This is a genomic window from Lentzea sp. NPDC004789, assembly GCF_053601075.1.
The window spans coordinates 154,624-169,135 of the sequence record NZ_JBSGBE010000012.1 but is presented as its reverse complement, the minus strand read 5'-3'; the positions used below and the strand labels follow the sequence as shown (position 1 = coordinate 169,135).

The 14,512-nt window shown below is 63.3% G+C and carries 14 protein-coding genes; 6 read left to right on the top strand and 8 right to left on the bottom strand.

Annotated features, from left to right (window positions below; translation table 11 throughout):
- Positions 1-121 precede the first annotated feature (121 nt).
- Genes ACWEIJ_RS26495 through ACWEIJ_RS26475 form a run of 5 tightly spaced genes read right to left on the bottom strand, consistent with a single transcriptional unit; the run spans position 122 to position 4,088 of the window.
- Positions 122-2,275 carry an FtsK/SpoIIIE domain-containing protein gene (locus tag ACWEIJ_RS26495; protein ID WP_449839931.1) on the bottom strand — a complete coding sequence of 718 codons (2,154 nt, stop codon included), beginning with the start codon at positions 2,273-2,275 and terminating at the stop codon, positions 122-124.
- Complete coding sequence (locus ACWEIJ_RS26490; protein ID WP_449839930.1) at positions 2,272-3,126, bottom strand: hypothetical protein; 855 nt, start codon at positions 3,124-3,126, stop codon at positions 2,272-2,274. The genes ACWEIJ_RS26495 and ACWEIJ_RS26490 overlap by 4 nt, the downstream gene beginning before the upstream one ends.
- Positions 3,123-3,452, bottom strand: a complete 330-nt coding sequence (locus ACWEIJ_RS26485; protein WP_449839929.1) for a hypothetical protein — start codon at positions 3,450-3,452, stop codon at positions 3,123-3,125. The genes ACWEIJ_RS26490 and ACWEIJ_RS26485 overlap by 4 nt, the downstream gene beginning before the upstream one ends.
- Positions 3,442-3,810 carry a WhiB family transcriptional regulator gene (locus tag ACWEIJ_RS26480; RefSeq protein WP_449839928.1) on the bottom strand — a complete coding sequence of 123 codons (369 nt, stop codon included), beginning with the start codon at positions 3,808-3,810 and terminating at the stop codon, positions 3,442-3,444. The genes ACWEIJ_RS26485 and ACWEIJ_RS26480 overlap by 11 nt, the downstream gene beginning before the upstream one ends.
- Positions 3,807-4,088, bottom strand: a complete 282-nt coding sequence (locus ACWEIJ_RS26475) for a helix-turn-helix domain-containing protein (protein WP_346131805.1) — start codon at positions 4,086-4,088, stop codon at positions 3,807-3,809. The genes ACWEIJ_RS26480 and ACWEIJ_RS26475 overlap by 4 nt, the downstream gene beginning before the upstream one ends.
- Before the next feature lie 153 nt (positions 4,089-4,241).
- Between ACWEIJ_RS26475 and ACWEIJ_RS26470 the strand changes: the two genes are divergently transcribed.
- Together ACWEIJ_RS26470 and ACWEIJ_RS26465 are read left to right on the top strand one after the other, a co-directional pair.
- A complete protein-coding gene (locus tag ACWEIJ_RS26470) occupies positions 4,242-4,610 on the top strand; it encodes a helix-turn-helix domain-containing protein (protein ID WP_089910391.1) in 369 nt (122 codons plus the stop codon).
- 146 nt (positions 4,611-4,756) lie between these two features.
- Entirely contained in the window at positions 4,757-5,932 is a 1,176-nt protein-coding gene (locus ACWEIJ_RS26465; protein ID WP_449839927.1) for a tetratricopeptide repeat protein, read from the top strand.
- Here the strand turns inward: ACWEIJ_RS26465 and ACWEIJ_RS26460 are convergent.
- Positions 5,897-6,472 (bottom strand): NUDIX domain-containing protein, encoded by a 576-nt coding sequence (locus ACWEIJ_RS26460; RefSeq protein WP_449839926.1) that lies wholly within the window; start codon positions 6,470-6,472, stop codon positions 5,897-5,899. The two genes, ACWEIJ_RS26465 and ACWEIJ_RS26460, sit on opposite strands and share 36 nt — an antisense overlap.
- Before the next feature lie 69 nt (positions 6,473-6,541).
- A complete protein-coding gene (locus ACWEIJ_RS26455) occupies positions 6,542-9,634 on the bottom strand; it encodes an NB-ARC domain-containing protein (protein ID WP_449839925.1) in 3,093 nt (1,030 codons plus the stop codon).
- Positions 9,635-10,106: 472 nt separating this feature from the next.
- Between ACWEIJ_RS26455 and ACWEIJ_RS26450 the strand changes: the two genes are divergently transcribed.
- The gene (locus ACWEIJ_RS26450; protein WP_449839924.1) at positions 10,107-10,490 is read left to right on the top strand and encodes a hypothetical protein; all 384 of its coding nucleotides are present in this window, start codon (positions 10,107-10,109) and stop codon (positions 10,488-10,490) included.
- 9 nt (positions 10,491-10,499) lie between these two features.
- Positions 10,500-10,880, top strand: coding sequence for a VOC family protein (locus ACWEIJ_RS26445; RefSeq protein WP_449839923.1), 381 nt, complete (start codon positions 10,500-10,502; stop codon positions 10,878-10,880).
- Positions 10,881-10,885: 5 nt separating this feature from the next.
- On the opposite strand, the gene ACWEIJ_RS26440 is transcribed toward ACWEIJ_RS26445, so the two are convergent.
- Complete coding sequence (locus ACWEIJ_RS26440; RefSeq protein ID WP_449839922.1) at positions 10,886-11,386, bottom strand: hypothetical protein; 501 nt, start codon at positions 11,384-11,386, stop codon at positions 10,886-10,888.
- A gap of 99 nt (positions 11,387-11,485) precedes the next feature.
- On the opposite strand from ACWEIJ_RS26440, the gene ACWEIJ_RS26435 reads away from it, so the two are divergent.
- Both ACWEIJ_RS26435 and ACWEIJ_RS26430 read left to right on the top strand, forming a co-directional pair.
- A complete protein-coding gene (locus ACWEIJ_RS26435; protein ID WP_449839921.1) occupies positions 11,486-13,057 on the top strand; it encodes a purple acid phosphatase family protein in 1,572 nt (523 codons plus the stop codon).
- An 11-nt stretch (positions 13,058-13,068) separates the two neighbouring features.
- Positions 13,069-14,505, top strand: coding sequence for a purple acid phosphatase family protein (locus tag ACWEIJ_RS26430; RefSeq protein ID WP_449839920.1), 1,437 nt, complete (start codon positions 13,069-13,071; stop codon positions 14,503-14,505).
- Positions 14,506-14,512 lie beyond the last annotated feature (7 nt).

The window sequence follows — 14,512 nt, the reverse complement described above, 5'->3', positions numbered from 1 at the left end:
CGGGGTTCCCCGTCACGCGTCACACCGTCACGGCGGTCCGTTTCCGCAGCTAGACCCTGGTTTCCACCCCGTCACACGGCGTGTGACGGGGTGGCGGGTGCCTGGGACGGGTTGTGACGGGTCAGCTGTCGCCATCGTCGATCACCTCACCGTCGATCACGGCCGCTGCGCGGAGGCGCTCGACCGCTGCACGAATGTCGGCAACGGCGTAGCCGCGCACCTGTTTCACGCCGTCCTCAAATGGCACTCTGTCCCGTGTCGAACGGCAGCCGAACTTGGCCATGTCGAGCCCGAACGTGGGCGCAACATCGAGCGCAGCTACGAGTTCGGCCGTAGGAACGAAGTCCCGGTCACCGTTGCCATTGAGATAGTCCACAACGGACGCTAGCGGTTCGGGCAACTCGATCTCGTCGGCCCTCTCCGCCTCAGCAAGTGTCGGCGCGCTGCCGATGGCCTTCGCCACAGCAGCATGGTCGAGCATCGGCTGTGCTTCCTGCCCTCCCGCGTGTCCGGTGAGCGTGCCTTCCGCCTCCCGCAACGCTCGCCCGCGCTGGCAGATCTCCCGCCAGTCCTCGTTGGGCATGTAGAACGTGCGCACGGTCAGCGCGAGCACGTCCGCGCCCGCTTGGGTCTCGCCGTCCGGCCGCAGGATGCCCACGCCCTTGTGGGACGGCAGGAGACGACTGGAGTCGTACCCGCGCGTGTTCATCTGCTCCCCGAGGATGATGTTGCTGTCGCGCCAGTCCATCACTCGCAACGCGAACCGTGACCCGAGCACTGCGCGGAGGCTGGACGGGATGGTCTTGCTGTCCGGCCGTTGTGTCGCCAGCACCAGGATCACCCCTGCGGCCGGCGCCTTTTTCGCCAACCAGGTCAGCAACTCCCCGATGTACTCACCCGCGGTGAGCTTCTTCCCTTGCACCTCAACAGGAGTACGGTCCTCCAGCGGAATTTGCACCTCGTCCACGACCAGGGCCGTGATCGGCATGTCGAGCGCTGGATCACGTGACATGTCCGGCGTCACCTTCGACTCCGGGCACGTCAGGTCGTCCAGGTCCTGCATCCTGCGGTAGCGGCCCTGGACGTCCGCGACCAGTTCCACGAGCCAGTCCAGGAACGCCAGCACGTGTTCGCTGTCGTCGCCGGACATGAACCGGTGCGCTACCTGCTCGGCCGCCTTCCAGTCCTTGCCATTCTTGAAGTCCGCCACGTACAGCCTGGTGTGCGGGTCCAAGATCAAGCCCGCGGCCGCGAGCCGTTCGGCCATTGTCTTGCCCTGCCTGGGAATCGCGCCGATCAGGACCGACGTCCACACCATCGGCAGATCGATCCGGCGTCCGCGCGCGTCGGTACCGAACGGCACCGGCCGCCACGCATCCCACCGATGCACCCCGAGCAACGGCGTCCGGATGGGCGGCTTCGCGTACGGGTCCTCATCAGCTACCCACATCGCCACCCGTCCAGCGTGACCGCCGTTGCCGCGCACCCGCTCCACACTGAGTTGGATCTCGTCCACTGCGAGCGCGGACGCGAGCGCTTCCCGTTGCTTGACGACGTCGGCCGCCTTGCGGGTAGCGGGCAGATCAACCGTGACCGCCCATCCTTCGCCCCTGCGCGTGGCTCGATCGACCAGGCGCAGCGTCTCGTCCTTCCCGATCAGCTTCGCGTCCCGGAACGCGTCCACGAGAACCTGAGGATCCATCGTCCACGTCAGCGTGCGCGGTCCGGCAAGCACCGCCTTACGCCCAGGGCTGCCGTCCTTCCGGCGACCGAGGATCGCCAACGCCACCGACGCGACGCCACCCACGATCCACAGCACCCGGTGCCCGTACACGAGGTCGAGCATCGCGACCACGACCGCCACCGTGACCACCGTTGCCCCGGTGACCTTCCACCGGAACAACGTCAACTCCCGGATGTCGGTGAACTTGTCCGCAAGCTTCTCCGACTGCTCGGCCGCCTCCCGGTAGTCCCGCACGGTCACCCATGAACGCCACCACCGCACCGCGACCACCAGGCCACGCACCACCGCGCCCACGAACCGGAACGGTGAACGCAGCACGGCCACCACGAGATCCTTCACGGCCTGCACCGCGTGAACCCTGTCCTTCGCCCATAGCGGCACACGCGGTGAACGCCGCCACCAGTTCACGACCCGCCGACGCCACGGCGTCCGCTCAACCGGCGAGACGTCGTTCACGAACTCGCCTTCGAGCACCGCCCGCACCGGCAGGGAGGCCTCCACGTTGGCCAACTCTCGGTCCTGCTCGGTCACCGCGGATCACCTCCGTCCGATGTGGTCGCGGTCCGGAGTTCGGCCGCGAGCGTTGCGGCGAGCCGTGACGACAGGCCACGCGAGCACCTGGTGACCTCACGCACCCATGCGGGACTGACCATGACCTCAGGTGTCCACGCTTCGCGTGCAGCCGCTAGGTAGTCCTCGAACGTCACTCGTCGCTTGGGCCGACTCCTGTTGCGCTGCTTACGTTCCACTGCCGGACGCTCGGTAGTGGTCGTCTTCGGCACGCTCGCCGATACGACCGGTGCCGCGCGGCGCTGCGCTTCGGTGAACGCGGCCGTGACCGCTTCCGTGAGCTTGTCTCGCAGGTCCGTCACGGCCTCCGCAGCGACGAACACCACGAGAGGCGGAACCGAGTGCAGCACCACCCCCGACACGGACCCTTCCGCCCACGAATGCCAGGTGTTCATCACGTACGTGGCCGCGAGCGTGAACCACTTCGCCCGACGCGTCCACGCACCTGTGCGCACCTGGTACCGCGCGGTCACCTGCTCAGCCCGCAGGATCGCCAACAGCACCAGCGACACCGTGGGATCGAGCAACCACGCTGCGAGCCACGGCAGCGACCATGCCGGCGTGCCCGCTGCCGCGAAGCTCTGGACGTTGGTCATCGTGAAGCCGAGACCGAGCACGATCCCTACCCAGCACAGCCGGTCGACCTCAGCGCGGACCCGCTCGACGCGAAGCGCGACCACGTCCGGGTGCGTCGCGTAGGCCCTCAGCTCTGCCGCCTCCGCAGCGTCGGCCGCGAGCTGCTGCGCTGCCGGGGCGGCGGGCAGCCGCCCGAAGGCGGCTACCCCTTCCCGAACCCGAATGATCGCGTTCATCGCCGATCACCCTTACTGCGCGGACTGTCGTAAGACGTGATCGTGAGTGCACGGGTCAGCGTGTACGCGGCGAACAGCGCGGGCAGCCCCAGCACCACGAGCAACAACACGGTGTCGCCCCGGTGCGTGATCACCACCCACTGAACTCCGACGATGACGCCAGCCATCACCAGCACCCGCCCGGTCAGCGAGAGCAACCGAGCACCCGTTCGCGCTGCGTTTGCGGCAGCCTTCGCCCTACGGGCACTGGCTCGCCAGATCCACAGCAGCACCACGGCCACGCCCAGAGCGGCGAGCAGTTGCGTCGGTGTCACGTTAAACGTCACGGAACTGCCCTCCGTCCTGGTCCTCGTTCATCCGGTCGCGACGGGCACGCCACACGAGGTAGAGCGCGCGTCGGTCCTCTCCAGTCAGTCCGCCGCACACTCCGAACTGGTGCTCACCAGCAAGGCGCAGCTCCCACTCAAGGCAGAGCCGCCGCACCGGGCACGGCTCGCACAGACGAGCCGCCAACTCCCGATCCGTGATCTCCTCGCCCTGCCACTCCGGGCCGTCCTCCTCGTTGGCCCACAACCACATGCACGTGCCGTCACGGGTGACGATCTCCATCAGCACGTCGTCCGGGACCTTGGCGTAGCGGTCGAGCTCGGCCGCGATCACCTCGTAGTAGTTCTCCGGGTTCACCACGCACCCCCGGACTTCCGCTCGAACTCACGGGCGGACCGGCGCTCAGCGGTCATCCGGGCAACGTCCACGACGCTTCCGGACTCCGACGCCTGTCGAACGATCTCCTCGACCGCACGAGAAGGGATCACGTAGCGAGTGCGCAGCCGCACCGCCGGGAACGCGTCCTCTCGGATCGCCCGGTAGATCGTCGCCACGTCCACACGCAGGATGCGCGCGGCTTCGGCGACTGTGTAGAAGATCGGCGGGTTGCTCCCCGCCGTGCCTGACGTAGTCATCAGCTGAATACCTTTCGAAAGACTGATTTCTTCTCCGAAGGCGCTGACGTTGGCGTTGATTAATGGCGATTCACCGCCGATGTCAGCGCTAACCCCGTTTCAGGGCACATGCGCGCGCTAACGTCGGCGCTGAGGCGGAGCACGGAGGCGTACGTGGCAGAGGATTGGTCGGCAGTCGCGGAGGCAATGAACGCCCGCGCGGCAGAGCTGGCTTTGAAGCAGAAGGAACTGGCGGAGAGATCCGGGGTGTCGCTCGCGATCGTTCGCGAGATGCAACAGGGAAAGATCCAACGGCGGCGCAATCCGCGGACGCTCGAAGCGCTGTCGATTGCGCTCGACTGGCACCCCCAGCACCTCATTTCGGTGCTGCAAGGAAAGACGCCACCCGAACCGCCGGCCCTCACGGCTGACAATCCCCTTGTTCCGCTGCTCAACACGATTATTCGAGAACTGCGCGGCCTTCGCGCTCAGGTCGGAACGCTCGCTAGCCGCCTCGACGATGGGAGCCGTCGAAAGGACTAGCTTTCGTTCGCTTGTTGCTTTCGGTGTCGCTGTCATGTGAACAGCAGACATCCGGAGAGGGGGTCGAAATAATTGTCAGCGGCTATCACGCCGCGTGTTAGGTGGAGTTAGGTCCGCAGGTCACAACCGTTGGGGAACGGGGAGACGTGGCGACAAGGAAGCGTGATGACCAGCCTCGATCGAGGCTGCAAGGGGTCCGTCAGGAGCTTGGCCACACGCAGGCGCAGGTGGTCAGGTTCTTCCTGACACGGGGGCCGCAGATCGGCGCTCCCCACGCGACAGAGCAATCAATGCTCATCATGATGTCGCGTTGGGAGAACGGCCACGTAGAGGTGACCGACCCCGGATATCAACGGTTGTTCCGAGAGTTCTACGGACGAACCAACGAAGAGCTTGGGTTCCCACCCGAGGTCGAGAACCAGAGCGCTGAAGAGCTGCGCGAACGGCTGATCGTCGCGCGCAGCATCGACCGCGGAACGCTCGACATGTTTCAGCGACAGGTCAACGACCTGCGCAGCTCTGACCACAAATTCGGCGCCGTGGTGGTGCTGGACCAGTTGAACAGCCTGGTACGCCAGATCGAGGAGTACCGTACGTTCAGCGTGAGTTCACGTCACCGCGAACGGCTCGCCGCAATCCTCACAGATGCGCGAACGCTCGCCGGTTGGACCGCGCTGGATAGGGGTTCGCAACTTCAGGCGTGGCAGTACCACGAGGACGCGAAAGTCTCAGCGAGAGAAGCTGATTCACCTCAGTTGCTGGCGCACGCTGCCGCACAGCAAGCGGTGATCCTGCTCGACATCGGGCAGCCGGCCGAGGCCGTCGAACTGCTGGAGTACGCGCGGTACGTCGCAGAGAACCGCGCGCCGTCGTTGCTGCGATCGTGGCTCGCCGCAGCACACGGCGAAGGGCTCGCCGCCGATGGCCAACGGGACGCGGCGTTGCGTGCGTTCGACGACGCAAGCTCTTTGCTGCCAACGAACCCGGTCAATCCCGAGATGCCCTTCCTACTCCTCAACGAAGGACAACTCGTGCGCTGGCGCGGCAGCTCGCTCTTGCGGTTGGGCGACCAGGACGCCATCAACCAACTCGAAGCAGCCGTTCGAGATCTCGCCACACCCGGACTCAACGCCGTGCGCGGTCAGACCAACCTGTACGTAGATCTCGCCTTCGCGTACGCCGCTGCTGGCGACAGCCGCGGAGCGCTCGACTACGCGCGCAAGGCACGACAGCTTGCGTCCCGCATCAAGTCCGATCGCCAGCAACGACGTCTCGCGAACCTAGAGCTACCGGTCCCCCGAGGACGTTCCGACAGCGCGTGACGCCAGGTAGTAGAGGAGAGGCACGATCGCGCCCGAGCCGAGAACCTCCCCCCGCCGCACCAAGTCGAGGACTCGATCTATGGAGATCCACTCGATCCGGGCGGCTTCCTCGCCGTCAGTCGGCTCACCGACCTTGGTTGCCGAATGCCAGACATAAGCATCGACTGGGGCATCAATGATTCCCGGCAGCGGCTGGAAAGTGCCGATGTGCTCGGGCTCGCCGATCGGTCGCCAGCCAGTTTCTTCCTCAGCCTCACGAGCGGCAGTCGCCGAAGGCGCTTCACCCTCCTCAACCAGTCCACCGATGAGTTCATACCCCCACTGATCAACCGCGAACCGGTACCGCCAGAGGGTCAATACCTCGTCGTGTTCATTTACCAGCAGGGCAACTGCTACATGATCAAGCCTGACAACATGATGCTCAAATCGGCTTCCGTCCGGAGGCTCTACGTCTACCAGGTCGACTTTAACCCATCGATTGTCATAAACCGTCCTCTTGCCGTGGACTTTCCACCTAAGCTCCTCAGGGTGCTCCGTCACGCCACCGATGCTACGACACTAGAGCTGCGGAACGCGACCCATACGAGTTGACTGCGTCCGCGACATGCGTTAGTCAAAATTTCGAAGCTCGAATCTACGCAAGCCCATGGTATCGCTAGAAATAAGCAGCGCACTGGAATCGCTTACCCAGTCCAGGCTGTAAAAAGGTCTGGCGATACCAATCCCTGCGACACGCTTCAAGACATGAGAATCCCATATGCAGATATGTCTGCGAGTGTCAAGAGCCGCGACATATCTACCGTCAGGACTGAACTTCATTACAGATACACTCGCGCCGCTACCGCCAATTGACCGCAACGTTCGACTGATCAAATCAAAGTAGACCATTTGGCCACCATCAAGGGCTAGGAACGCACGATTCCCGGTTTGATCAACCGTCAACAACTTCACCGCTCCCGCCGACAGTGCATCGAACGAATCTGATCCATCGGCCATCGACACATTGAATGCCCGATTCGGCCCAGACATAGCAATCCAACTATCATCTGGGCTTACAATCATACGTCTTACAGGAAGCCAATTAGCATCCTGTATAGAGCACATACGCTCACCAGCTGCGGACCAAGCGGTTACCGACCCATCCACACTTGCCGAAAAAATACGGCATCCATCATGTGTCGCCGCGATTGTCGATACGCCGTGCCTGTGGGCCTTCCAGCGGGCCACAGGAACACCATTACGCCAGACCGTCACACAGCCGTCATATCCGCCGGTAACGACTAAAGGTTCCACGCCTGCGATACAGTATGAGCTTAGCCAGTTCGCACGAGAAGACAGAATCTGAACTCCGCCAGTTCTCGGATCGAAGATACACACCATCCCGCGGTCGGTCATGCAAACAAATGAGCGCCCGGCAGGCGAAATTGACTGGATGCGCCCATACATTGCCGGCAAGGCCTGAATCTTTCCGACAACGAAGTCACGCTCGTAAACCGTTCCAGCAGCCGGCAGTGAATCTGGGCCAATGGATTCAAATTCAGAACTATTTACGACATGGGACGCAAAGCCAAGATACGGAACTCCGTCCAACAAAGTCTTCAGGCGGGAGACCTGCTTCATTGCACTATCGGCATTCTCCAAGTACGAGAGGAGAGTAGGGGCAATCATCTTCACGTCCGGCAGATCAGCCAAAGCAGTCGATGCCTCATCAATTATGCGTTTCAGGTTGGCCGATTCAACGGAAGTTGAGTATTCGAGATGAGATATTGCAACCGCGGCCGACCATCTGGACATGATTGTCAATAGCCACTGCTCGTGCTGAGTGACAGCATCCAGCTCGTCCCACAGCCCAGCTTCAGCTAGATGAAATCCGAGCTGATGCTGCAAGTACTTGCCGCATCGTTCTTGCGTCCACCACGGCGCAACCCCGGATTCCTTATCGACGTCCCGCAGGACAGGCCTGCACGAATCAAGGAAATCTCGATTAAGACCCGCTATATCGACACCGTCTCGATGCCTTATGTATAGGCGAATAATGTCATGCAGGCGTACAGTCTGCGACGTTGCGTCAAAACTTTGGACGAGCGACAGATCATCAAAATCCATACAAAGCGCCAGTGCGTCAACTCTCACGCCCTGGATGCGATCCCAATACCCTTGAAGCACTTCGAGCGAAACATCAAGATCCTCAGGAAAAATTGCAAGCGCTAGATAACAATCCAATGCAACCGGACTGTTCTCAGCAAGCTCAAGCAAACTCACTTCTACGGTGGCCGAAACTGCCGCTTCCCGCTGGCGGACACCATTAATATCAAAACTGGCTGGACCATGCAACGCAAGGCTTGCCTTCATGCGCTCGACAGAAGCATCCATTGACATGCCGTGCCGCATGTAGCGCTTGATACATCGATTCATGAGATTCAAAAGGATGGGCCACCCATCAGCGACGCGCAAAAGACTAGACACACCTACAGTGGAGTTCGGTAGTCCGCCCATCAGGACGTTGCGCGACTGGGCGGTGCGCATTGGAGGCACACGGATGACATTCGCCCATGTTGGCAGCGCATGAGCCTTACGAGTCGTTACGAGGCGAACACATCGGCGAGCGCCGTGCAGAAATGGTGTCAGTTGCTCGTAGTGCCATACATCATCCACAACAAGGAGCCAGCAGCCGCCTGACAATACGCGCCCAAGATGGGCGCCCGCTTGGTACGGATCCACAAAGTCGCGCCGCTCACCCGTGACCTGCAAAGCGAGATCGTTAATCCGGCTAGCAAGTTCGGCGCCACCGACATGCTCACCAATAGTGATCCACAGAACGCCGTCCGGAAAGCTCCTCTTTATTCTCGTATCACGGCCGATTTGCTTTGCCAGAGTAGTCTTACCGAAACCTCCTGCGCCCTGGAGGCCCGAAACTGACACTAGATGATCGTCGTCTTCTTCGTCATCTTCCTGATCAATGCAATCTACTGCAGCTTGCGCTTCCTCCGCCTCACGACAGAGTTCCCCAACCAGTGGCACTAGCAAATCAGGACGGTTCACGACTTCGTGCCCGTACTGCGGCACCAATGTAATGCGCGGCCTCACCACCTCGGGTGCAGCACTCAGAGCCGCTAAGCCATCTCCGCAGTAGACCTTTGCCCAGTCTGCCCCAAAAATCCCGGCTACAATCCTTGGGTAATCCCGAAGCATCCTAGATAGGCGAAATGCATCGTATAGTTCAATGCGTAGATCACCTTTGTAATCCTCCTTAATTTGACCGAGGGCTTCATCTACAGCCGTATCGTCGACTTCACAGCCAGTAGCAAGCACAAAACGGTCGGCATTGAATCGCCGCTTCGTCCATTCCTTCCTATTGGAGCTTGTTCTAACAGGTCCAGCATAGTCTCGCACAGCACGTACAAGCTTCGCCGCAGTCAGCTTCTTGATGCGGCGAACCTGATATACGCGGGTCTCGTCGTCAAGCCAACCGACTAGGTCGATGCCACCTTGGTTTTGCCCGGAGCGTCCATGGACTCTAACGTCATCGAGGCCTTCAACCTTCAGAACGACCTCTGCTACGAGTCGCTCAAATACATAAGGTGACAATTCTTCAAACGGTAGCAACCTAGGCGTGGCAGTGGGCGGCCTGATCGGTTGTGTCTGCTGCGTGGCCAGGAGATCGCTCAGCAGGATCTCTGTCGGTGGAGGCTCCGACGTCATTATCCTGACTCCTTAACACCAGCAGAACCGTGACGAGGACCCGTCCCGGACTCTGCGCCGCACCTCGTCAAGTCTCAATCTGGCGCCTCTGTACTCAAGATTGATCGAGTCAACACCACCAAACGTTTCCTTTGTTCTAGCAGAGAGACGTCGCTCCAACTACTGTGCAGGAAGCGCTGCGGCTCGGTCTGCCTCACGCCCGCTGGAGGCGAGGGTCCTGGCGCATGGTGCGGGTCGTGGTGCGAACTGTGGCCAAACCGAGACCAGACGGCACATGGTGCGAGCGTTTGTGACGGTAAACCCGCAGGTAGATCAGCACTCCCGGCCCGAAAAGCACATTCCTAAACCGTGTGTCGCAGGTTCGAATCCTGCCTGGGGCACCACCTTTCGCCGGGTGAAATCAAGCTCTGACCAGCGGCAACGCGGTCGGAGCTTGATCTTTTGATCAGCCGCGCCGCCTTAGACTTCGGCCATGCCCGCAGGCGATCGACCGAGGCCCAATCCGCTTTCCGAGCACGCTGACGTCTACGGCCTGCTCCAGGAGATCCGGCTCCGCCCAGGCATGTGGATCCGCGAAGGCCGGCTGCCCGAGCTGGAGACCACGCTCCGGGGCTACGGCATGGCGCTGGAAGTCCACGGCATCGGCGAACAGTTCCCGTTCGGAGCCCACGGCGCCTTCAACGACTGGCTTGCCGCCCGGTTCGGGTGGGGCATGTCCTGCGGCTGGGCGCACGCCATCGAGCAGAACGCCGGGCCCGAGGACCCCCTCGAACTGTTCTTCCGCCTCGTGGACGAGTACCGAGCCGACCCGCGGGCAGGTCGGACGCCGCCTCGCCGGGTGATCGATCGCGGATAGGCTCGGGGCGTGCACCACAGTCGGCTGTTCGGGATCTTCATCGACACGCCTGTCGCGCAAGCCGGTGCGGCCGCGGGCTTCTGGTCCGCCGCACTGGGTGTGCCGGCGCGTTCCGTGGAGGGCGAGGAGCAGTTCACGGCACTGGACGGCGCCGTGCCCGGCTTGACCGTCGACGTTCAGGCGGTCGACGACGCTCCGCGCTATCACGTCGACATCGAGACCGATGACGTGGCGGCGGAGGTCGCCCGGCTGACGGCGTTGGGGGCGGAGCCGGTTTCGCGGTGGCTGGAGTGTCACACGCTGCGTGCGCCCGGCGGGCATCTGCTCTGCGTGGTGCCCGTGCACAGCGACCGCGAGACGTTTCTGCGGTTGGCTCGGGCGTGGCCGTGACGCGCTCAGGCCCCTGACCGCACGTGGGCGATGTACGGCTCGTACGCGGAAAGGTCGCGGTGCGGTTCGTAGGTGCTGAGGTAGTAGTAGTCGGCCACGATGTTGGCCTGCTGTTCGGTGTTGAAGTCGGCGAACGTCTTTCCGTGCAGCCCGGCCGCGCCGCCGTAGTCGTAGAGGCCCTTCGAGAAGAAGCCGGCCATGGCGGTGGGTAGCAGGCTGAGGACGCTGTGGCCGTGTTGGTACTGGTAGGCGTGCGTGAGTTCGTGGACGAGCCAGCGCTCGTAGTTCGCCTGGTGTTGTGGTGTGGTCAGGACACCCTTGGGGAACGTGACGAGCCTCGGCAGGGTGCGGGCCACGCCGAAGCTGCCCAGCAGGCCGCCTTCCGCCAGGCGCAGGGCGCTGATGTCCAGGGCGTCGCCGAACACCTGGCGGGCTATGTCGGCCTCGCGGGATTCGAGGCTGCGGCGGAACGCCATGGCGGCTCTCCTGGTCGGCGGAGTGCTCATGATAGGAACCGGCAGAAGTCCCGGCAGAAGTTGCGTGCGGGTGTTGTTGTGCCCCAACGGTCATTGACTTAAGGAAAGAAGGTTTCCTAATTTGCGGGCATGAGTGAGCCTCCGCGGCGCAGGTCACAGGCGAACGGTCCACGTCTTCAGGAGCTCTACGAGGATGCCGCGCGGCGGTACTCGCGGCGGGGGCTCTTCCGGGTCGGTGCCGGCGGGGCGGTGCTGGTCACCGGGTTGGTGACTGCGGCGTCCTTGCGGTTCAGAGCGCCTGAGGTGTTGCTCAGGGGTGAGAACGTCGGGGCGGCGGTCCGGCCGTTCGGGCGGCATCTCGCGTTCGGGCAGGATCCGTCGCGGCAGGTCGTGGTGTCGTGGCAGGTGCCGGGCAGGGTCGAAAAGCCCTGTCTGCGGGTCGGGACGAAGGCCGGGGAGTACGGGGAGGCGATCGAGGCCGAGGTGCGGGCCTTGGTCAGTGACCTGGCCTGGCAGGAGAAGGGTGCGCTCTTCACGGTTTCGCCGCACCTCGGGAAGGCCGTCACGCAGTACTACCTGCACGTGCGGCTCGACGATCTGGTGCCGGACACGACGTACTACTACGTGGTCGGGCATCAAGGGTGTGAGCCGGTGGAGCCGGCCACGTTCAGGACGGCACCCACCACCGGCAAACCGTTCAGCTTCACGGCGTTCGGGGACCAAGGGGTCGGCTACAACGCGTTGGCCACCAACAGTCTCATTGCGGATCTGGCGCCGCAGTTCCACCTCGCCATGGGGGACATGAGCTACGCCAACGACGGGGAGGGCGGGCGGCCCGCGACGGACGTCTACGACGCGCGGAAGTGGGACTCGTTCTTCGCGCAGAACGAGTTGGTGGCCGCGGAGATTCCGTGGATGGTGGCGTTGGGCAACCACGAGATGGAGAGCTGGTACGACCGGCACGGGTACGGCGGGATGCGGGCCCGGTTCACGATGCCCGACAACGCCTGGGACGGGTCGACCTGCATCTACTCGTGGCGGTACCTCAACGTCGGGCTCATCAGCTTGGACGGCAACGACATCTGCTACAACAGCGACGCCAACCTCGACTACACCGAGGGCAGGCAGCAGGTCTGGCTCAAGGCGCAGCTGGAGAAGTTCCGCAACGACCCGAAGGTCGACTTCATCGTCGTCTACTGCCACCAGTGCACGTACTCGACGTCCGGGAACAACGGGGCCGAGGTCGGCGCGCAGAAGCGGTGGGCGCCCTTGTTCGACCAGTACCAGGTGGATCTGGTGCTCAACGGGCACAATCACGTCTACGAGCGCACGGATCCGATCCGGGCCGGCAAGGGCACCAGGAAGGCGGACATCCGCAGCACCGTCAACCCCGTCAGGGACGGCACCACCTACATCACGGCGGGTGGTGGTGGCGAGAGCATCAACAGCTGGGCGGACGCCAAGGTCGGCGATTCCTACTACGGCAACGTCAAGGACGCCACGGCGACCATGCGGGTCGACCAAGAGGACGGCGAGGAGAAGCTGGTCAAGGTCACCTGGTCGAGGGTGCGGTTCCGGGGATACGGGCTCGTTGTCGTTGACGTCAAACCGAAAACCACAGGTGCACCAGCCGAGATGAAGGTCCGCGCGCTCACCGAGACGGGTGCGCTGATCGACGAGCTCACCATCCGCCGCAGCTGAAAGGCCCTGCCATGACTGAGACCTCACGACGGGCGCTGTTCAAGGTCCTCACGGCCGCGGCGGCGCCGGACGGGCGGAAGGCACGACCGGTCGGGCGGCACCTCGCGTTCGGTGCCAACCCCGCCACGCAGGTGGTGATCTCCTGGCAGCAGCTGGAGAAGGTCGGCAGGCCGTACGTGCGGATCGCCACCGCGGCGGGTGAGTTCGGGGCACCGATCGCCGCGGAGGTGCGCACGCTCAGGAGCGAAATCGGCTGGCAGGAAGGGGATCACAGCTTCCCGCCGCACGGGCCGGACCCGATGTACCAGTACTACCTGCACGTCGAGCTCGACGGGCTGACGCCGGACACGACGTACTTCTACGTTGTGGGACACGACAACTACCACCTCGGCGAGGTCGCGCAGTTCCGCACCGCGTCGACCACGAGCACGCCGTTCACGTTCACCGCGTTCGGGGATCAGGGGTACGGCTACAACGCGCGCAAGCTCACCAGTCTCGCCGCGGACCAGGGTCCCGCGTTCCACCTCGCGCTCGGCAACCTCAGCTACGCCATCCACCACGGCACGCCCAACGTCGAGGGCGGGCATCCCACCACGGACAAGTACGACGCCGCCAGGTGGAACTCGCTGTTCGCGCAGAACGAGTTCCTCGCGAAGAACGTGCCGTGGATGATCACCCTCGGCAACCGCGAGATGGAGGAGTGGTACTCCCCCAACGGCTACGGCGGCGTCAGGGCGCGGTTCACCATGCCGGACAACGCCTGGAGCGGCTCGACCGGCATCTACGCGTGGCGGTACCAGAACGTCGGCCTGGTCAGCCTGGACGGCAACGACATCTGCAACCGCAACACCGCGAACCTCGACCACACCAGGGGAAAGCAGCTCACCTGGCTGAACGGCCAGCTCGCGAAGTTCCGCAAGGACCCGTCGATCGACTTCATCGTCGTCTACCTGCACCACGCCACGTACTCGACGTCCGACGGCGGCGGGGCGGAGAGCGTCGCCCAGCAGAAGTGGGCGCCGGTGTTCGACAGGTACCAGGTCGACCTCGTGCTCAACGCGCACAACCGCGTCTACGAGCGCACCGATCCGATCAAGGCGGGCAAAGGCACGCCCAGGAAGCCGGGAAGCACGGTCGACCCCGCCAAGGACGGCACCACGTACATCACCGCGGGAGCCGGCGGCCAGGCGCTCGACAAGTTCTGCAAGGACGCGCCGGAGTCCTATTTGGACCACGAGAACCCCGGCGACGCCACCATGCGGTGCTACAAGAAGAACAGCGCGAGCTTCACGGACACCAAGGTCACCTGGTCGCGGGTGCGCTACCGCGGCTACGGCATCACGGCCGTCGACGTCACCCCGAAGACCAACGGCACGCCGGCCAGGATGAAGGTGCGCGCCCTCGACGAGGACGGGGTGCTGATCGACGAGATCACCATCCAGCGCTAGCCGCGGA

Coding starts and splice junctions, on each gene's coding strand:
- ACWEIJ_RS26450 (WP_449839924.1), top strand. CDS start 10,107: ATGCCCGCAGGCGATCGACCGAGGCCCAATCCGCTTTCCGAGCACGCT.
- ACWEIJ_RS26440 (WP_449839922.1), bottom strand. CDS start 11,386: ATGAGCACTCCGCCGACCAGGAGAGCCGCCATGGCGTTCCGCCGCAGC.
- ACWEIJ_RS26430 (WP_449839920.1), top strand. CDS start 13,069: ATGACTGAGACCTCACGACGGGCGCTGTTCAAGGTCCTCACGGCCGCG.
- ACWEIJ_RS26475 (WP_346131805.1), bottom strand. CDS start 4,088: ATGACTACGTCAGGCACGGCGGGGAGCAACCCGCCGATCTTCTACACA.
- ACWEIJ_RS26435 (WP_449839921.1), top strand. CDS start 11,486: ATGAGTGAGCCTCCGCGGCGCAGGTCACAGGCGAACGGTCCACGTCTT.
- ACWEIJ_RS26455 (WP_449839925.1), bottom strand. CDS start 9,634: ATGACGTCGGAGCCTCCACCGACAGAGATCCTGCTGAGCGATCTCCTG.
- ACWEIJ_RS26490 (WP_449839930.1), bottom strand. CDS start 3,126: ATGAACGCGATCATTCGGGTTCGGGAAGGGGTAGCCGCCTTCGGGCGG.